This window comes from Gimesia chilikensis (genome assembly GCF_008329715.1).
GTDB lineage: Bacteria > Planctomycetota > Planctomycetia > Planctomycetales > Planctomycetaceae > Gimesia > Gimesia chilikensis.
On the sequence record NZ_VTSR01000016.1, the window covers coordinates 120,852 to 139,109 of the forward strand.

General features: G+C 56.4%; 14 protein-coding genes. 6 read left to right on the plus strand and 8 right to left on the minus strand.

The annotated features are described in order from the left end of the window. Nucleotides 1-4: 4 nt before the first annotated feature. From FYZ48_RS20140 to FYZ48_RS20150, 3 genes are read right to left on the minus strand one after another with little or no spacing between them, the layout of a single operon-like run. On the minus strand, nucleotides 5-1,138 hold the full coding sequence (locus FYZ48_RS20140) for a DUF1559 domain-containing protein (protein WP_149343687.1): 1,134 nt from the start codon (nucleotides 1,136-1,138) through the stop codon (nucleotides 5-7). A gap of 4 nt (nucleotides 1,139-1,142) precedes the next feature. Then, nucleotides 1,143-2,237 (minus strand): DUF1559 family PulG-like putative transporter, encoded by a 1,095-nt coding sequence (locus tag FYZ48_RS20145; RefSeq protein WP_187782127.1) that lies wholly within the window; start codon nucleotides 2,235-2,237, stop codon nucleotides 1,143-1,145. Continuing rightward, nucleotides 2,227-2,931 carry a hypothetical protein gene (locus tag FYZ48_RS20150; RefSeq protein ID WP_149343691.1) on the minus strand — a complete coding sequence of 235 codons (705 nt, stop codon included), beginning with the start codon at nucleotides 2,929-2,931 and terminating at the stop codon, nucleotides 2,227-2,229. The genes FYZ48_RS20145 and FYZ48_RS20150 overlap by 11 nt, the downstream gene beginning before the upstream one ends. A gap of 208 nt (nucleotides 2,932-3,139) precedes the next feature. Between FYZ48_RS20150 and FYZ48_RS20155 the strand changes: the two genes are divergently transcribed. The 5 genes from FYZ48_RS20155 to FYZ48_RS20175 all read left to right on the plus strand — a co-directional run bounded on the left by FYZ48_RS20155 (nucleotide 3,140) and on the right by FYZ48_RS20175 (nucleotide 8,183). After that, nucleotides 3,140-4,561 (plus strand): FG-GAP repeat domain-containing protein, encoded by a 1,422-nt coding sequence (locus FYZ48_RS20155; RefSeq protein WP_242022720.1) that lies wholly within the window; start codon nucleotides 3,140-3,142, stop codon nucleotides 4,559-4,561. Then, entirely contained in the window at nucleotides 4,561-5,940 is a 1,380-nt protein-coding gene (locus FYZ48_RS20160) for a tetratricopeptide repeat protein (protein ID WP_149343694.1), read from the plus strand. The genes FYZ48_RS20155 and FYZ48_RS20160 overlap by 1 nt, the downstream gene beginning before the upstream one ends. A 238-nt stretch (nucleotides 5,941-6,178) precedes the next feature. Next, nucleotides 6,179-7,114 carry a DUF1559 domain-containing protein gene (locus tag FYZ48_RS20165; RefSeq protein WP_149343696.1) on the plus strand — a complete coding sequence of 312 codons (936 nt, stop codon included), beginning with the start codon at nucleotides 6,179-6,181 and terminating at the stop codon, nucleotides 7,112-7,114. A 160-nt stretch (nucleotides 7,115-7,274) separates the two neighbouring features. Further along, nucleotides 7,275-7,685, plus strand: coding sequence for a carboxypeptidase-like regulatory domain-containing protein (locus FYZ48_RS20170; RefSeq protein WP_149343699.1), 411 nt, complete (start codon nucleotides 7,275-7,277; stop codon nucleotides 7,683-7,685). 99 nt (nucleotides 7,686-7,784) lie between these two features. Continuing rightward, entirely contained in the window at nucleotides 7,785-8,183 is a 399-nt protein-coding gene (locus tag FYZ48_RS20175) for a hypothetical protein (RefSeq protein ID WP_149343701.1), read from the plus strand. A gap of 9 nt (nucleotides 8,184-8,192) precedes the next feature. On the opposite strand, the gene FYZ48_RS20180 is transcribed toward FYZ48_RS20175, so the two are convergent. Next, entirely contained in the window at nucleotides 8,193-8,594 is a 402-nt protein-coding gene (locus FYZ48_RS20180; protein ID WP_149343703.1) for a hypothetical protein, read from the minus strand. A 265-nt stretch (nucleotides 8,595-8,859) separates the two neighbouring features. On the opposite strand from FYZ48_RS20180, the gene FYZ48_RS20185 reads away from it, so the two are divergent. Continuing rightward, a complete protein-coding gene (locus FYZ48_RS20185) occupies nucleotides 8,860-11,262 on the plus strand; it encodes a DUF4159 domain-containing protein (protein WP_149343705.1) in 2,403 nt (800 codons plus the stop codon). 63 nt (nucleotides 11,263-11,325) lie between these two features. Here the strand turns inward: FYZ48_RS20185 and FYZ48_RS20190 are convergent, their stop codons facing one another. The 4 genes from FYZ48_RS20190 to FYZ48_RS20205 form a co-directional block, all read right to left on the minus strand. Next, complete coding sequence (locus tag FYZ48_RS20190; protein ID WP_149343707.1) at nucleotides 11,326-11,778, minus strand: hypothetical protein; 453 nt, start codon at nucleotides 11,776-11,778, stop codon at nucleotides 11,326-11,328. A gap of 59 nt (nucleotides 11,779-11,837) precedes the next feature. Then, a complete protein-coding gene (locus FYZ48_RS20195) occupies nucleotides 11,838-13,190 on the minus strand; it encodes a right-handed parallel beta-helix repeat-containing protein (protein ID WP_198422247.1) in 1,353 nt (450 codons plus the stop codon). A 189-nt stretch (nucleotides 13,191-13,379) separates the two neighbouring features. Next, entirely contained in the window at nucleotides 13,380-16,409 is a 3,030-nt protein-coding gene (locus FYZ48_RS20200) for a carboxypeptidase regulatory-like domain-containing protein (protein ID WP_149343709.1), read from the minus strand. Nucleotides 16,410-16,818: 409 nt separating this feature from the next. Beyond that, on the minus strand, nucleotides 16,819-17,883 hold the full coding sequence (locus FYZ48_RS20205; RefSeq protein ID WP_187782128.1) for a carboxypeptidase-like regulatory domain-containing protein: 1,065 nt from the start codon (nucleotides 17,881-17,883) through the stop codon (nucleotides 16,819-16,821). Nucleotides 17,884-18,258: the final 375 nt, after the last annotated feature.

Sequence of the window (18,258 nt, forward strand, 5' to 3'; positions counted from 1 at the left end):
GGCTTTACCAGTCCTCCAGAAAATCACTGACGTCTTCGCCGCCGTTGGGTGTGGCGAGTGCTTTAAGCACGGCCGGGTCGATGTTTTCATTAATGAAGCGGGCCGAACCATCTCCCAGCAGGCAATTGGCACCGCCTTTGAAAGGACCACCAAAGCCGCGCGGGTGAGCATTGATTCCCAGCGCCGGATCGCGGAAGTTGGTCGGATCGCCCCAGGCTTTGAGCTGCGAATTGACTTCGCCCGCCAGCAGTGTGTTGGAAAGACCGTCCTTGATCTCTTTGAAGTTCAGTCCCGAGTTCACATTCAGGACACGTGCGTTCGCCGCGTATCCGGCCGGCTGGTATCCGTGGGGGAGTTCCGGTTCTTCCCTGTTCAAGCGGGGACCGGGAATCTGATACCCATACAGTTCTGTAGTAAAGATGTCACGATTGTCCGCGGCGGTCCAGGGTTGATGAAAATCGACCTTGTTATACAGGGGTGCCTGGTCTACATAAGGCAGGATCTGCGTCATCCAGCTGTGTTGTGGCTGTCCGGTCTGATTGAAAATTCCGCCGGGTGGCAGGCGATCATGGAGGTCGTGGTAGTTATGCAGCGCCAGGCCAATCTGTTTGAGATTGTTTTTGGAAGCACTACGTCTGGCTGCATTATACGAATTATAGGCTGTCACAAGCCGCTCATCGCCGGTGGTCATCGACCAGACCTGCCGGCCGATTTCCACGACGGCCACTCCGCTCCCGGCCAGGATCAACAGGAACAGCAGCACCGAACAGGTCCACTGTTTAGGCCAGGAGTTCAGGGGGGCGACGTCCGGCTCGGCCGACTGCAGTCGTTGTGACCAGTGATACCCCTGTTTCAGCAACACATGCAGGGCCACGACGATCAACGCCAGAAAGAGAATCAACCAGACCAGTTGTGAGACGACCAGGGTCTGCGTATTCAACACGCGTTTGAGATAGGCCACCCAGCCGAACAGGAGATGAAAGCCGATCACGAAAGGCAACATAACTCCCAGGCAGGCCATGAATCCCGCCAGCGTCAAGACGCTGATCCCCCGCGCAATCCAGTCTACCGATTTCTGTGGAGTCGACTGCTCTGAGTCCGTGGATCCGGGTCCCGTGGTTTCCGGGTCGGTTGTCATCGCATTACCTCCCCTTCAGGAACGTGCTGACATCTTCGCCACCATGGGGCGTTGCCAGGGCTTTCAATATTTCGGGGTCGATGTTTTCATTAATGAAGCGGGCACTGCCATCGAGAAAGACCATGTTCGCCCCCCGCCGCTGTTGCCAGGGACCACCAAAGCCTTCCTGATGTGAATTGATGCCCAGTGCGGGATCGCGAAAATTGACGGGATCACCCCACGCACGCAGTTGACTGACGACTTCGCCTCCGAGCAATGTATTGGATACCCCGTCCGGAATGCGATTCAGGCTGGCACGCTCCTTGAGACCACTGATGTGACTATTCAAGGCATAATAAGACAGACCAAAGCCCTGATTATTCTGTTCTGGCCATTCCGAGCCCGGCATCAGGAATTCCCGAATTGGTTTCTGAAACAGTTTCGCATTGGTTTTTGAATTCCAAGGCTGAAACCTGTCGATCTGCTGATAATATTTCAAACGTCCCAAATAAGGCAGCAATTCTGTTTCCCAACTATGCAACGGTAGTCCGGTGGATGAGATGCTTCCCCCCGGAAATCTATTCCCCTCTGCCCCTGATGCAAAGTTGATCGTCTCATATGCAATATTTTTGAGCTTTCTCTGGGAACGTTCTTTCCTACCTGGCCCGCGATGTCCTGAAGCTAAGCCGATGATGCCCTCCGAAGCCGTCACAATCCAGGCACTCTGGTGCGCTACTCCAACCACGGCGAACCCACCCGTAAAGGCGACGACGAGCAGCAGCAGACAGAAACCGGTCCAGCGGATACGCCAGCTGGATAATGGAGTCATATCAGTTTTCATTCTGACATTGCGTATCAGGAAAGTGCCGAGTAACTGGATGATTACCGCCATTAAAACCAGAAACGCAAACGCTGTGATGATCCCGGAGAGGGAAACAGACACTGATGGAAGCACACGTTTTAAAAAGAGGAACCATCCCCCAGCCAGGTAGAAGAGGGTCTGTATCGGAAACAGAATTCCCAGACAGCCCGACACTACGACTGCGCCGAGCAGGAACCCGACCAGCACTTTTGGCCAGCGTCTCGTTTTCCGGGTTGTCGTTCCAGTTTCACTTTCCATTGAGCACATCCTGAGCTTTGGTGGTGGGAAGCACCTTGATGGCCCCGTCGGTAAACAGGATCAGCTGCTGGTCGTCGCCGTAGATGGCCTGCTCGAATGCGAGGGGCTCTGAAGGGTCTGCTTGCTTGTCGCCCGCGACATAGCCGTATCGGGCCTGCAGCGGGCCAGGCTGCAGCCAGAACTCTTCGGCGAAGGTGGTCTCGTCTGCTTTACCGGGGAATTTGCCCTGGTGGGTGGCGACGTGCATGAAGAGTGCCGACCGCAGTTCACCCAGCTTGCGGCGTCGCTCGTCGAGTGTGGTCTCTGCTGCCAGGGAGGAGTCGTCCGGTTGTTTCTCTTCCACCAGCCGATAAGTGCGTCCGCTCTTTTCCCAGGCACCGGGGGTCAGCAGTTCGCGTGCGCCCGAGATCATCGTCAACACAAACAGGAACATCAGCCCCCAGAGCACCGAGACTCCGAGCGCGCCTTTATAGGAGATGCGGGGCAGTTTCGGGAAATCTTTCGCCAGCAGATTCCAGCAGATCTTGAGAATCAGGGCGCTCAACAGCAGCACCATCAGGAAGAAGGAGATGGACTGCAGACGCAGCTGGGCGATGTCGGTCAGGTCGAGTGAGACGCTGGGCATCCCGGCCTGGACAGGTCCGGTCCAGAAAAAACTGACACAGCCGGCGAGCAGAAGAGTGCGAACCATCATGGAAATCAACTCCGCAGAAGTGCAATGAGAAAGGGTCTATTTCCATCATACATAAGTCCACATGATACGCGAGTCTATTCTATTCACAGTCTGGCAATTTCGTGCGGGAACGCGCTTTCGGGCTTGTCATACGCGGGATCGCCTGTTGACACTCCCCGGCGCGCGGACTAGCATTGATCCATGATCGCTGCTGCAGCGCTGTGCAGTTGTGACATTAGACTCATATTATTCCTTCCGCGTTGACCTGCCCGAGCTTATGTCTGCCGTCGAGAACAGCCCTTCCCCCGAAACGAACCCGGAGCCGAATATTCCGGACCGCAATGGTTTGACGCTGCTGATGCTGGTGGCCGTCATTCTGCTGCCGCTGGCGACCTGGTTTGTCTTACCCCTGGTTCCGCCGCTGGGGAGTCTGCCCGAACTCTACTCGGGAGGCACTTCGTATCCGGCGTCCCCCCTGCACTTCGATCGTAGCGGGAGTCTGCAGACCGCGAGTGCGGAGGGTTCATCAAAAGAGCTGCCTCTGATTACCAACGTGCAGATTCTCGATTTTGACGGAGATGGAAAAAATGAAATTCTCGCCTGCGATGCCGGCAATAACCGAGTGCTGCTGATCTCGATCGATAATGAGGGAGTCCAGACGACGCGCACGCTGATTGAGGATGTGGCTGCGCCCGCGCATGCGACCGCCGTGGATATTGACGCCGACGGCGATCTGGATCTGGTGATTTCGGTGCTGGGCAACATTCAACCCGATGATGGAGTCGTGGGCAAAGTCGAGCTGTTTGAACAGACGAAAGACGGTTTTGTCAGACATGTGATTCTGGATGACGTCCGCCGCGTTGCCGATGTGCAGCCGGGCGACTTCGACCAGGATGGCGACCTCGACCTGGCGGTGGCTGTCTTCGGCTACAACCGCGGTGAAGTCCTCTGGCTGGAGAACCAGGGCCACTTTCAGTTTGTGGATCATCTGCTGCATCGGGCTCCGGGTACGATTCATGTTCCCGTGGCGGACTTTGACGGGGACGGCGATCTGGATATCGCGACGATCGTCTCGCAGGAAGAAGAAGAACTCGTAGCCTTTGAAAATCTGGGCCAGGGAAAATTTAAAACCCGGTCCCTGTGGATGACGCCCAATATGGACCTGGGCAGTGCGGGTCTGATTCACGCCGACCTCGACCAGGATGGCGATCAGGATCTGATTCTCCCCGCGGGCGACAACCTCGAAGACTTCGATGCGTACCCGCAGCCTTACCACGGATGTTACTGGTTTGAGAACACGGGCGACTGGAAGTTTAAGCAGCACCGCATTTCAAACCTGGGAGGCACGTATGCGGGGGATGTGACCGACCTGGACGGCGACGGCGACCTGGATGTTGTGCTGGTGAGCATGACGAACGACTGGTACACGCCGGGAAATGCGAGCCTGGTCTGGCTGGAAAATGACGGTCAGCAGAACTTTAAAAGCTGGCAGATCGACAGTGAGCCAATCCATCTCGTCACGGTTGCAACGGGCGACCTGAACCAGGACGGCCGGCCCGACATCGCCGCTGGTGCGTTGAATATGCGGAAACCCTTTGATCGTATCGGACAGGTTTCGGCCTGGCTGCAACGTGCGGAAGGGGGACGCTGATGTTGTTTCGCGCGTTGATGCTGTTATTGATCGTTGAAGGCACCTGGTGCGGATATCTGTTCTACCAGCGGGCTGCACGACCGGAACCGGTATTGCCCGAAACGCGGTTGATGGACCCTTTGTTCGTGGAGGATGTCGAACCGCTGGTCACGCAGGTTCAGAAAGACAATGCGCCTTACGACTGGATGCAGCTGGGTGAGGCTTTGCTGGGCCAGGGATATTACAGTCATGCGGCACTCTGTTTTGAACAGGTTGCCCGGCTGATGCCCGCGAGCCGACTGGCCGAAAGCCGCATCGCATATTGCCTGGAACGGACCGGGCGAACCTCGGAGAGTACCGACAAGTACCTGAGTCTGCTGGAAACCACAGAAGAAGGGCGCGAAGGCGACCGCGAGCGGATGCAGATCCGCTATGAAATCGGTCGCAATTATCTGCGCGAGGAACAGACTGATAAAGCGGAGGCGATCTTCCGCGAGAACCTTGGTTTCCTGCCGGCCCGTTATCAGCTGGCCAAATTGTTGATTCGCTCGGACCGCATTGAGGAAGCGCTGCCTTTAATTCAGGAATCGTTACAGCGGGTTCCCCAGTCACTCAAATTCCGGGAACTGGAACTGCAGGCGTATCGCAGACAAGGCGACATGGACGCGGTCAACCGAAGTGCCCTTGCACTGGCGCGAGCCCAGCACTCAGTCCCTTTGCATCCGGGTTCCGATTTCGTCGAGCCCTATCGAATGCAGTATGGCATCGATCGACGGGTGGAAGAGTTCAATCAGCGGATCTCGGGAGGCACACTGGACGAGCTGGCGGGCGAACTGGAACAACTGATCGCGCTGCTCGACAACCGCCCCACGACCCATTATCCGATCTTCCTGATGCGGCTGGCGGAAGTGAATCTGCAACGAAAACGTCCCGAACAAATTGGCAAAACGATTCAGCAGTTGAACGATCTGCAGATCCACAACGCCGAGACCCTGCTCTACCAGGCACAGTCTCTGGGGATGCAGGACGAGTGGGATCAGGCTGCAGAGCTGGCTCAGCGGGCGGCGCTGCTGACCAAAGATCCGGACCTGCATCAGCAGATTGCGGACATCCTGAATCAGGCGGGCCAGACGGAGGCAAGTATGGCGGCACACGCACAGGCCTTGCGGCTCAAAGGGATGCTGGCTTACCGCGAGAATCAGCTCGCAGAGGCGGAAGCCCTGCTCGATCAGTCACTCTCCCTGAACCCCGCAGATCCCCAGGATTGGTATGACCGGGGTCTGATTCGGCTCGCGCTGGGAAAAACCGAGGCGGCCCGGTCTGACTTTCAGGCCTGCCTGGATCGGGCGCCCCGACACGGTCGTGCGCGGCGACAACTGACGCCGGCCGACTACAAATAAGCGTAACCTTATATATATCAAGACTTACGTTATATTTTCTACCTGAGAAATGCTGAAGCAGTCGCCAGGTCCCCCTTCTCCTGACAGGTACAAACCTCCTGCAGTAAACACATTTCTCTTAGGAAGCACTTTCTTTATTAACAAAATTATTGAATTCCTGCAGAGAGTGTGTCTAATATAAAAAAGCGTCTCAAATAATTCCCAATTACATTTCTATTAAATTTGAGGTCATGTCTTTATGAAGAGGAACAGTAGTGTGATCTGCGGCGTTCGCTGGCGTGGATTCACCTTGATCGAACTTCTGGTTGTTATCGCCATCATTGCTATCTTAATTGCCCTTTTGCTGCCCGCTGTACAACAGGCTCGCGAAGCTGCCCGCCGCAGTACCTGTAAAAATAACCTGAAGCAGATGGGCGTTGCCTTTCACAATTATCACGACACACACCGCACCTTCCCTCCCGGCTGGATCGACGGCAATCAGACCGTGGGTGATGCTTCCGAAGCTGCCAACAAGAATGGCCTGGGCTGGGGCACAATGATTCTGCCCTTCATGGATCAGACTCCGCTCTACAACCAGATCGGAACTGAGACCAACGGTTTCACCATGAACTGGCACATCGGGTATACCGGTTCGACATCTATCCCGTCCGCCAAAACCGTAATCCCCGTGTATAACTGCCCGTCCGATCCGATGGGTGGCATCAATATCGACAAGGGAAGCTTTGGAAAATCCAACTATGGAACCGAGCGTCTGCTGATGGGCGTCAACAAGAAGCTGCAGATTCGTGATTTCCGCGACGGAACCACCAACACGATTCTGGTCGGCGAAGTAACCACACAGGACGAGACCGGTTCGACCGGCAGTTGTGGTGGTGCCGCCTGTAATGAATTCATGGGTAAACTCTGGATCGGTGCCCGGACTGCCTCCTGGGGCTGGGAACGGGGACTGCAGGCCGAAGACGTCTACTTCATCGGCTACAACGCACCCGATGACTTCATCAACGGTGGTGCCCGCGACCCTGCCGACCGGTTTGCTCTGTCGAGCCCCCACGTCGGTGGTGTGCATGTCATGCTGGGTGACGGTTCGGTCCGCTTCCTGTCGGAAAACATCGATGTGAATACCTACACATGGCTGAATAACGAAAAAGACGGGAACGTACTGGGCGAATTCTAAGCACGCCTCCGTCGATGACCACCCGTCACCAATTTCGTGATATCTACTTTCTTGAGCACAACGGTTTTCAACTGAGAGCCGTTGTGCCTCTTTTACTGCAGCCCGAGCGGGACTGCAGTCATTCCCTGATTTCTCCTGATTAATCCAGAGTATTTTCAAGATGACAAAACACACGCTGCTGCTGATGTTTGGATTGACGCTTTCCCTGTTGTTGACCGCCTGTGGTGGTGCCCCCGATGACCAGCCCGAGCTGGGTACGGTTTCGGGCGTAGTAACCATGGATGGCAAACCGCTGCCCAATGCGAATGTACGGTTCTACCCGGACGCCGGACGGGCGTCTGCTGCGAAAACGGATGACTCGGGTCATTACGAACTGGTTTACATTCGCGACGAAATGGGGGCGATCCCCGGCAAACACAGTGTCAAGATTTCAACCCTCGACGAAGCCAACGATCCGTTCGGCGACCAGGGTAGCGAAACCGTTCCTGATAAATACAACAAAAAAACCACCCTGGAAGCCACCGTTGAACCCGGCGAGAACACGATCAACTTCGACCTGGAATCGAAGTAAACGTTTTCAACCGAAGGTCGACCGCGATCTCCTGTGGATCTGAAGACAAAAGCCCGCTATCATGATGACAGCGGGCTTACTTCATTTCGGGTGCGAATCATGCAGACTCAGCTGGCTCAAAAATCGTTTTCTCTGGAGCATCTCGTCATACTCTGCAGAAAAATCCGCGCGGTGCTGCTGCATCCCCAGACTCTGTTACGCTGTCTGATCTATCTGCAGTGTCTGTTGACCCTGTTTCTATTCTGCCTGTTTCATGGCTGGCTGCGATTCCTGGGTCCTTATGAAACGATGCGACCTCTCCTGCCTGCTTTGGATACCTGTATTTCGCTGGTTCCCATGCTGTGTGTCTGTTTTGGCTTTGCTTTTCTGATATTGTTCGGTTCGATTCAATATCCGGCAGGTCAAGCACGACTCTGCCTCATATCGTATGCGGTCAACTTTGCGGCGGCGATCTTCTTCTGGTATTTCCTGTACGCCAGCCGAATTCCTGTGCTGTGAGTTCGCAGCTTACTTTCCACTGTGGCCTGTGGAATCGAAGACCATCCATTTGGGAAGTGGGATGGAAGGACTGCGGGCGATGAGCAGCAGGCAGCCGATGACGATCACCAGGATCGGAATTTCCACATTGAAGGTAACGTAGCCGATCTGTCTCAGAACGGAGAGGGTGCTGGCGATGAGGAAGAAGGGGCCGATCAGGACGGAGGACTTGTCGATTCCGCTGACGGCGAAGGAGGTCAGACCGGTGATTGCCAGGCCGAGAATCCAGATCCAGTTGAGTCCGGGCACGATGTTGAGTGTCGTCAGTAACCAGCCGGTGCCGATAGCGATGATGAGCAGCGGAATGACCAGTGTTTTGCGGTTCGAGGCGGCGATTTCAGCAGCAGGCTGGGTGACTGACGTATTCATCATTCTGACATCCTGTTCTAAAAGGTTGAAAGTGGCTTGATATCATTCAGGCGGTGTCCCGTCTGGAATCTCACGCGGTTTCGGGAAAAAATCTGAGATTTCCCGGGAAACGGCGTTCCGCGTCGATTTGAGGCTCTATTTCAGGGAAGAAACGCACATTGACGCTCCCCCTGACTCAGAATTAGGATAGTACCTAGCATATCCGCCCTGACTTCCCCTCTTCTGCCGGACCAGCTGTCGCCAGTCACCTTTCACGTGGTTCGAATTGATGCCTGATCGCTTTACCGCTGTTCGCTTCTTTGTTCTGTTGTTGTGCGTCTGCCTGATGGCGGGGGGATCGTTGTCTGTCCCGGTTCGGGCTGCGGAACCGGTCACGCGGGACGTGGTCCTGAACTCGATCGAACAGGCGCGCCAGTATTTATTGAAACAACAGCAGACTGACGGCAGCTGGCAACTCGCAGCGCGTCCGCAACAGACGCTGGTACTGACGAGCTTCACGCTGCACGCCCTGCTCCACGCTGGGATGACGCCCGAAGCGCCGGAAATTCAGCGGGGGTTGAAGTGGCTCCGTCAGCAGGATCCCGTCAAGACGCACGAAATCGCCTTGATGCTGGAGACGCTGGCCACCGCGGGTGAACCGCAGGACCTCGTGTTGCTCAAGCGTTTCACCGAGAAACTGGAGTCCGGCAATTCCGAGGGCACCAACGACGGTGCCTGGAGCTTTGGGAACTCAGAGAAGAACTACGCACACTACGCCGCACTGGGACTGTATGAAGCGGCGCAGCAGGGAGTGGCTGTGCAGTCCGCGACCTGGCAGCGGGCCCGAGAACACTGGTTGAAGCGACAGCGTCCCGACGGGGGCTGGGGTTCTCAGAACAGTCAATACAGCCGGGGCGGAATCACTGCGGCGGGAATCGCGTACCTGGTTTCGACACAGCATCGGCTCCGCGCCGCGCAGACCGATCTGAATGCTGCGGGCAAACCGGACTGCTGTGGTCCGCCGTTCCGCGATGAAGCAGTTGAAGCGGGGTGCCGCTGGCTGGGTGATCATTTTACAGTGACCCACAATCCGAGTACCGACCCAGTGGCCGATGGTTCGGTCGGCTATCTCTATTACCTTTACTGCCTGGAACGGGTGGGTCGACTTACGGGCCGCCGTTATTTTGTCAACAGTACCGGACAACGGCACGACTGGTATTCCGAAGGGGCTGCGTACCTGGTCGCACATCAGAATCCGATCACGGGCGCCTGGAAAGGAGCACCGGTTCTGCTGGAAGACTGTGAGATCCTGGCGACGAGCTATGCCCTGCATTTTCTCGCGCGGGGACTGACGCCGATTCTCGTCGGTCGGCTGGAATGGGGTACGGGAACCGAAGCGGATCAGGCCGACCTCCCGGGGTCGGCCCATGACACGCCGGCGGCGGCCTGGAACCTGGCGCAGTTTACCAGTCGACTCCAGGGCTGGCCGAAACGATTGACGTGGCAGTCGATCGACATGCAACGGGCCGGGCCTGAGGACCTGGGACTGGCGCCGGTTGTGGTGCTCGATGTTGCAGACGCCGGTCTGTTGACCGAACCGCAGACGCGTCTGTTGCGGGACTATCTGCAGCAGGGCGGATTTCTGTTTGCTGTCGGAGGCTGCCGAAGTCCTTCACCGGACCTGGCGATGCAGTCGCTGGTCGCGAGGCTTTATCCCAAAGGTGAAACGCAGTTACGGAAGCTGGACGGTTCGCACCCCGTCTATCGCAGCGAATTTCCGTTGAGTGATCGCCAGAGTGGTGCACCGCTGGTGGAACTCTGGGGGGCCGAGACCGGCTGCCGAACCGCGATAATCTATGCCCCGGAAGACCTGACCTGTCTCTGGGAAAAATGGTCGCCGGTGACACGAGCGGAGCGATCTGCGCCGTTCGAGAAGTATCTCACACGTGCGCTGCAGACGGGCGTGAATGTCTGCGCCCTGGCGGCGGGACGGACGTTGATCCGCGAGCTGCCGCGCACCGCATCCGAGCGGAAGCAGACCGACGCGGAGCGGATTGAACATCGGCTGCTGAACATCGCCCGCATCCGTCATTCGGGTGAATGGGATGCTGCCCCGCGGGCTCTCCAGAAATTGCTGCAGGCGATGAACCAGGTGTCTGCGGTGCAGGTCGCGACGAAACCGCGACTGCTGCCTTTAACCGACGAGCGACTGTTTGCCCATCCCCTGCTCTATCTGCATGGCCGGTATGGATTCGCCCTCGATCAGGGTGAACAGCTGAAGCTGCGCACTTACCTCAAACAGGGGGGCGTGCTGTTTGCGGATGCCTGTTGCGGAGCCGACGAATTCGATCAGAGTTTCCGACGACTGGCCGAACAGCTGTTTCCGGGCCAGCGACTGAAGCGGATACCCGTCGACCACGAACTCTTTTCGCGTACCACCGGATTTGAGCTGCGGGAGGTTGGTTTTCGTCACCCGATTGATCTGCAGACGAAAACCAACAAGGAACGTGTGACCCGCGTCGCTCCAGAAATCGAGGGAATCGAAATTGACGGTCGACTGGCGGTACTCTACAGCCGCCACGACCTGAGCTGCGCCATCGAACACGGCGACCGCATCGCCTGCCCGGGCTATGTGGCGGAAGACGCCGTGAGACTGGGGTTGAACATTGTCTGGTATTCGCTGCTGCAGTGAGACACTGTGGTGTTTTATTGAGAGAGGCGTAAGCAGGGTTTAACATCTACCTGTGGGTGCATGTCATTCATGTGTAGAATCTGTCATGAGTGAGGGCAGTCTGCGATGTTTGAACGGTAGACGGGCTTTGTCGAAGGCGGTGGTCCAGGTTTTCTCCCAGGCGGGGTCGGTGCAGTCGGCATAATTTTGATTGTCCTGCCGCAGGAGGATTGTCTGCTGTACCGTGCCCACACTATACAAGGCCAGTTCCAGTTCGCCTGGCTTTTGTTTCCAGACCAGTAACGACAGAGCTAACTGAATCAATTGATCCAGATGATCCAGACCATCGTCAGGGTAATAAAATCTTTCGAGATCGCACCAGAGAATCAAAGACGGTTCGATCCAATACTCTTTTTGATTTATCGCGTGCTGTTGCTGATTGGGAGTGAACACCGTGCATGTCAGCCCGGGCTTTACCGCCGAGTCGGGAAGTGTTGAGGAACGGTACATCGACTGCTGCTCGATCAGCCAGTTCAAGAGCTCCCTCGGTGTGCAGTCTATCTTCAACGAGAACGCGTAAATACGAGACAGTCGATCTATGGTTCCAGCTCCACATTGCTGATGCCTTCGCGGCCCGGGTCGAAGATGTTATTCGAGAGATGAATGCCAGTCGCTTTGCGGGCGATGCGGATGGCGTAAACGTAGCGCGGTCCCTGCTCTGTTTTGTCCGGCTGGAAGCGACTCGAATTCTGAACGATGTTTCCCTGGATGATCACGTCGGCTAGGGGCGGGTTGTCTGGCTTCTGACCTTCGTCGAGCAGGATCGGATTTCCCTGACTGCCCCAGATCCAGTGGGCGTTGCCGAAGCCGAACTGGGAGATAATATTGTTCGCGATGATCGAACCACCGTCGCCGTTATCGACGCGGGCCGACCCTGAAGGTGATTCCTGACGGGCCGCGTGAGAGGCAGCGCCCGGCATCAGGCCGATACTCCAGAGATCGTTTTTGATGAACTGGTTGCCGATGATGACCACGTTGCGGGAGCCGTGCATCGCTTTCATGCCGACGAAGCAGTTGGAGACGACATTTTGTGCGACGATGACATGGTCGGAGTGCAGGTCGATGCCCTGCGCGCCGTTTTCGATCGTGTTCCCCAGGATCTGCGTGCGCTCGCTGGCGGTGGGCGAAGTGACGATGATGGCCGATCCCTGGTGCCAGTTTTTGACCGACTCTCGCTCCCAGGTTTCCTGGCTGGTGAGTGTCCCTTTGGTCTCGTTCTTTTTGACAAACTGGCCGAGCTGGTGTTGCTGCTGGACTGCAGGTGTGGGCAGCAGTTCGGTTTCGGTGATGCGATTGCCCTGGATCAGGGTGCCTGTGCTGGCGTTGACGACGATGCCGGTACCGTCGATGCAGTGAAAGGCGTAGCCCCAGTCGGGGGACGCGGTGCGGTCGTCGACGGCGATCCGCATGTAGTTCGTGATCGTGCAGTTGCGAATGGTGGCGTTGCGACAGTTGAGCAGGTAAAAGACGCCGGACCGGGTGCGATGATTCAAGACGGTGACGTTGTCGAGGACCAGATCCTGACAGTCGCGCAGGTTAATGGCTTCGATGGCGGTCGTCTGTTTGCCCTCCGGTCGAGTGAGAACGAGGTCACGAAACTGCACACCCTTTCGATGTTCGACTTCGATGAACGGGGCTGTGGGGTTCGTCTGAATAATGCGTCCCGGACCAAACAGGCCGCTGCCATCACTGCGGATGACCAGTTTTTCCGAGATCTCATAATCGCCGGCGGGGAGGAAGAGCATCCGCCCCGGCTGGGCATCGAGGGCCGCCTGAATCGACTGGCCGGTGGTGACCATCGGAAAGGGCTGGTTGTTTTGTGCCCGGCTGGAGGTGACGGAGACGAGGAGACTGAAGCAAAGAAGCGTCGGCATGGTGAGTGAGCGCATGGGAGATCCTGTTTTTAATTCGAGCGCAGACACTGTCAGTTTCCTGCTCGCTGCGCCCGGCCCGAATTGCATTCGGGGCCACCCTGGTTTTTGAAACGATGGATTCGATTATAGCTTTCGGCCACGTTGCGGGCGACCACACAGGGTCGCCCCTACGTATGTGATTGATCAACGTGAAAGTGGCGACGATCAGTCGTCTTTCTGTTGCAGGGCATCGACGAGTTCACTGATTTCGGTATCGTTCAATCGAATGGCGGTTTTCTCCAGCATTTTCTGGTAGTGTTCCCGGCCGCTGATTGAGCTGGGGAAGCCGATGTTCTGGCCGTCCTCTTCGTCGTTATTAGAGGTCGTCAGGATTTTGCCGTCGGCATCGAGGATGGCCCACCAGGGAATGCCGCCTTGTGCGCCGGCCCGGATTTTCTTCATGATTTCACTGGAGCCGGTCCAGCGGTGATCCAGCTTGATCCAGATGTAGTCGCGCTCCCAGATTTTGCGTTCCCGGTCGAGGTAGAGTGAAAGCAGCCGACAGGGGCCGCACCAGGTGGCGGTTTCCTGCACGATAACGCGTTTGTTCTGTTCCTTCGCCTGCTTGAGGGCGGTTTCGAGTAATTCGTTCGCATCGCGGGTCGGGTACTGATTCGCTTTGAGAAACTTGAGCAGTTTCTCCTGGTTGATTTTGCCGTCGACGGTGAGTTCTGACTGCGTGATGCGGGCCAGCTGTTTGCCGTGCGTGTCTGTGACCAGCAGTTCGAACTGCTGCGAGTCGAGTTTGAGGTTCCATTTGTCGGCGAGGGCCTGGGCGGCTGCGCGTTTTTCGCCTGTGTCACTGATGGCCATGACGAGGAAAGAATAGAGCTCTTTGCGAACGTCCTTGTCTTCGTAGCGGAGCTTCATCAACTCTTTGATGGCTTTCGATTGGGGATCGCCGAAGAGCAACATGGGATACTGACTGGTGAGGCCGCCCAGCCGTTCGCTTTTTTGATAGCGTTCGAGGGGCGTGCCTGTGACGCCGAACGCGGAGGCGATGCGTTCATCGAGTGTGGGTGGGACATACGGTTTGGGCGCCGGTTTGACTTCGACTTCACCCAGGTCGACCGGCTGGCTGTCTTTCACCTTCACTTCACCGGCGGTACGCCAGGAGATATTGGCGGGATTCTTGTCATGGCGGATGACCAGCGAGAGATTGTACTTCTGCCCGACGACCAGGTCCTTTAGCTCAAAGCGTCCCACATCATCGGTGGTCACTTTGCCCCCATACGCGGTTCGGAAGGCAGAGAAACGATCTTTGCCCAGATAGACTCTGACGCCGTATTGTAGTTCGCGGCCTTTCAAGGGTTCCCCACTGGCGCCATCAATCAGAGTGCCGAAGGCTGATCCTGAGGGTTGGAGGGGGATGGTCACGGTTTTGTCGTCCGGTCCGATCTCCACGACGCCTGTGAGCGTTTTATCTTTGTTGCGGGCATAGATGACCACCTTGTGGAGTTCACGTTCGACTTCGAACTTCCCTGCTTTGTTGGTCGTGGCCTGCATGTCACGACCTGCGAGACCGTGGCGATAAATGCCGGAGATCGAAGCATCGGGTACGGGCTGGGCTGGATTGCCTGCAACGACTGTGCCGTTCAGGATGCCTTTCTCCGGACGGACGGTATGGAAATTGAATTCTTTTTCGGTCTCTGTCGTTATATCAAACTTCTCGATCTTGTTTTGTGACGGGCCGCGCAGATCGAACTTGCCGGAGCCTACGAACAGTTCGAAGTCGCCGTTTTTATCTGTCGTCGTGCGCCGAACGATCATGGGGCGCACCGATTTCCGGCTCTTCTCCGGGTTCGGCAGATCGACGTCTTTCATATTGTGGGCGGCCTGACCGTACTGGTAGGAGTAGATCGTCTGTCCCTCGACCGGCTGATTGTCTTTGCCGGTCGTGACGCGACCAAAGAGACGGGTGGCGGGGCGGAGCTTAAAATCGAGACTGGTACGGGGCTGGTCCGGCTGGAGGGCGAAGCCGGTTTGGGGCGCGGCGGCCCATTTCTCATTTCCGGCGGTCACGAGGTAAACCATGTTGGGGGCAGCCTCGATGGTATAGCGTCCCTCGTCGTCGGTGGTTGTTGTGCCGCGGAAGGAATCGATCATATAGCCTTCTCCGGCTGCAGATATTGGAATACCTGCCGCCGGCGATCCATTGGGGAGGGAGACCTTGCCTGAGAGGGGGACGAGTTTCTGCAGGCGCATGGTCAGCTTGCCTTTGTCTTTCTCCGGGTCGTACATGGTGCGGAGGTGCGCGTATCCTTTCCCGCGGGGCCACATGGTAATGGGCGTCTGTTGCCAGTGTGGGATCCAGTCGAAGTTGACCGTGCCTGACTGATCGGTTTCCGCCTGAATCAGGTTGTAGAAATACGAGAGATTGACATCGCGGGGCTGTCCTTCTTTTTTGAGATACCAGGGAGCGACTTCGACGCCGGGCAGCGGCTTACCGGCTGTGTCGACGACTTTGATTGACAGTGGCTGTGTGCCATCCAGGGTCAGGCGAATGGGATGGTCGGGGACCTCCGGACGTTTGGCCTGCTGATCGCCGTATTGTTCGCGCGAGAGTTCATAGGACCGGTAGTCGAGACCGTGCCCGTCGCTGAAGGCGAAGATGGTTTGAATATCGAGATCCTGAGGAATAAGGTAGGTTGCTTTACCGGTCTGATCGGTCTGTTGCGAGCCCCAGCCACGGTAGTTGGCGAGCAAGGCTGTCGTGGCTCCGGGCAGGGGTTTTCCGTCGCCATCCACCACTTCCAGGATCAGACGCCGCGGCGGTTTGAGCTGCAGGCGCAGTTTGTCGAGTGAGGGATCGTCTTCGATGATCTGCCAGGGAAGACGAACATGTGCCATCTGCTGATCGGGGCCACTTACCTGGATGGTCTGACCGCGCAAGCGAAGGGGTTTGCCTTTGAAGGTGAACCGACCCTGGGCGTCGGTCTGTGTTTCAATATTGGAGTTGTCGGGAAAGCTCTGAACTGAGAAATCGATCAAGACCTGCGCGTTGGCAACGGGCTTGTCCTGTGCATCAACGACGGTGCCCTTAATGGTCAGTTCGGTCTCCTCAGCGGGCTCCGCGGCGTGTAACACGACGGGTGTCAGCAGTGTTGATAACAGCAACAGGGAGCAGAGGAATCTGAGGGCGCGATTTTGTGAACGATTGAATGTGCAACGACTGAGCAGCGTTGAATGGAGCATGGCAACAGAACTCGCGAGAGAGGAGTAGAGAACGGTTTCTCAGTTCACAATCCCCGGGTGTGCCTGAGCCCGGCTGGTGTGCTGGCCGGCGTGAGTGGTGTCACTGACCGGGGGAATCTGAGACGCTACCCGCGGTTCGTTGCCGACACTTTTGATGATAGCGAATGGGATACAGGGGTTCAAATCTTTTCTGGTGGTTTCGATTTGCTACCACGAAAAGCGTGAAAATGAACCGGTTACGATGAAACCGGTGAGCGCCACTTAGTCGTACTCAGAATCTGGAAAACTGAAAGTGTGCTGTTTCCTGAGGTCTTTGATTACCACCAATTACGTGCGTGGTAACTGGTTTGATTTTTTGCTACCACGAAATGCACGAAAGACACGAAAATGAATCGGGGAGAAACCTGTTTCAGGGTTTGTGGTCTTGTTCTGGTGCCGGTGGTTTGGGGGTGAGTTGGACTGTTAAGGTGCCCTTGTCTTTGGCTGGATCGTAAAAGATGCGGTGCGGAATATATTTCCTCTCTTCGAGAACCAGATACATCCGCTGCTTCTGCCAATGGGGGATCCAGGCGAAGACGGTGGTGCCTTGGGCATCGGTCGTCTGTGTGATCTGCTGGGTTGCGTAGAACATCTGGGGCAGAGGCATGGGCCTGGACTGGTCGGATTTGTGTGCAATCCAGGGGGCGATTTTAATACCGGGCAGTGACTTTCCCTCGGCTGATACGAGCTTGACTTTGAGGGGCTGTGCACCGGCGAGCGTCAGTCGCACTGGATTGTCGGGGAACTTCGGAATCTTGGGATCCGGTCTGAATTCCGGGGGAGAATTCGCTTCCCGCTGAGTGGTATAGACAAAATAGTCGGCCCCGTAGCCATCGCGGAGGGCGGCGACATATTTCAGATCGACATCCGGGGGGATCTGAAACGTAATCTTTCCTGCACTGTCGGTCTTGCCCGTTCCCCAGTTCTTCACGAGGTCCATGATGCCAGTAAGGGCTGCGGGAACCGGTTTGCCTTTCGCATCGACGACTTCCAGCTCGATGCGCTTCGGTGGTGTCAACTGTAGACTGAGGTCACTCAATTCAAGCAGTTTCGGTTTCCTTAATGAAGGGCCGGGCAGAGAGAGTTGTGCCATCCTGTTTTGCGAATCTCTGGCCTGCAGGGTCTGTCCCTGAATGTGCCAGAGGTCGTCGGTTAACTTGAAACGTCCCTGGGCATCGGTGGTGGTTTCGAGGTTGGGCAGGTCTAACTCGAACCAGTCACGCGACTCGATGAAGACCCTGGCCCCGGCGACGGGTTGATTCTGTTGATCGACGACGGTGCCCTGGACCGTCTGCTGGAGGGGAGTTCGCGGGTTGTCGGCGCGACTCTGTAAGGGCGCCAGCAATGTGAGTGACAGGAGGAGTAAGTGCATTGCGAAAGGCGATCTGCCGACGCGGTTCGAGGCACGCAGAAAAACGGTAATGAGCTGAGACATGACGTGTGTCGTTTTCAAAAGAGGGAACGATGTTTCATTTCGCCATTTCGGGTGTGCCTGAGCCCGGAGCGATGAGGTGCCGGTATGAGTAGTGTTTATTGGGCAGCGGTTTAATGAGATGCTGCGGGTTGTTCATCTCCGGTCTGTGTGATGATATCGGGTAGAATGCGGGCGTGCAATTTTTTTACGTCACGTTGTGGAGGGAAGTTCTGTTGTGATGTTGAGGGACACTGGTTTGTTTAGCTGTGCGTTGTTGGTTGAGCGAGGCCGTATTGTCATCCGTCTTTACCAAAACGTATTACCGGCAGCTAGTAACTCCGCTCTTAAGTTCGTTCCCACCAGAGCGGTTTTTTATGCTGTTTTCCTGATTTCTGT

What these genes read in the sequence shown, in the direction of transcription:
- FYZ48_RS20195 (WP_198422247.1), bottom strand. Translation starts at nt 13,190, where the DNA reads ATGCGCTCACTCACCATGCCGACGCTTCTTTGCTTCAGTCTCCTCGTC.
- FYZ48_RS20165 (WP_149343696.1), top strand. Translation starts at nt 6,179, where the DNA reads ATGAAGAGGAACAGTAGTGTGATCTGCGGCGTTCGCTGGCGTGGATTC.
- FYZ48_RS20140 (WP_149343687.1), bottom strand. Translation starts at nt 1,138, where the DNA reads ATGACAACCGACCCGGAAACCACGGGACCCGGATCCACGGACTCAGAG.
- FYZ48_RS20200 (WP_149343709.1), bottom strand. Translation starts at nt 16,409, where the DNA reads ATGCTCCATTCAACGCTGCTCAGTCGTTGCACATTCAATCGTTCACAA.
- FYZ48_RS20205 (WP_187782128.1), bottom strand. Translation starts at nt 17,883, where the DNA reads ATGTCTCAGCTCATTACCGTTTTTCTGCGTGCCTCGAACCGCGTCGGC.
- FYZ48_RS20180 (WP_149343703.1), bottom strand. Translation starts at nt 8,594, where the DNA reads ATGATGAATACGTCAGTCACCCAGCCTGCTGCTGAAATCGCCGCCTCG.
- FYZ48_RS20185 (WP_149343705.1), top strand. Translation starts at nt 8,860, where the DNA reads ATGCCTGATCGCTTTACCGCTGTTCGCTTCTTTGTTCTGTTGTTGTGC.
- FYZ48_RS20175 (WP_149343701.1), top strand. Translation starts at nt 7,785, where the DNA reads ATGCAGACTCAGCTGGCTCAAAAATCGTTTTCTCTGGAGCATCTCGTC.
- FYZ48_RS20150 (WP_149343691.1), bottom strand. Translation starts at nt 2,931, where the DNA reads ATGATGGTTCGCACTCTTCTGCTCGCCGGCTGTGTCAGTTTTTTCTGG.
- FYZ48_RS20145 (WP_187782127.1), bottom strand. Translation starts at nt 2,237, where the DNA reads ATGGAAAGTGAAACTGGAACGACAACCCGGAAAACGAGACGCTGGCCA.
- FYZ48_RS20160 (WP_149343694.1), top strand. Translation starts at nt 4,561, where the DNA reads ATGTTGTTTCGCGCGTTGATGCTGTTATTGATCGTTGAAGGCACCTGG.
- FYZ48_RS20170 (WP_149343699.1), top strand. Translation starts at nt 7,275, where the DNA reads ATGACAAAACACACGCTGCTGCTGATGTTTGGATTGACGCTTTCCCTG.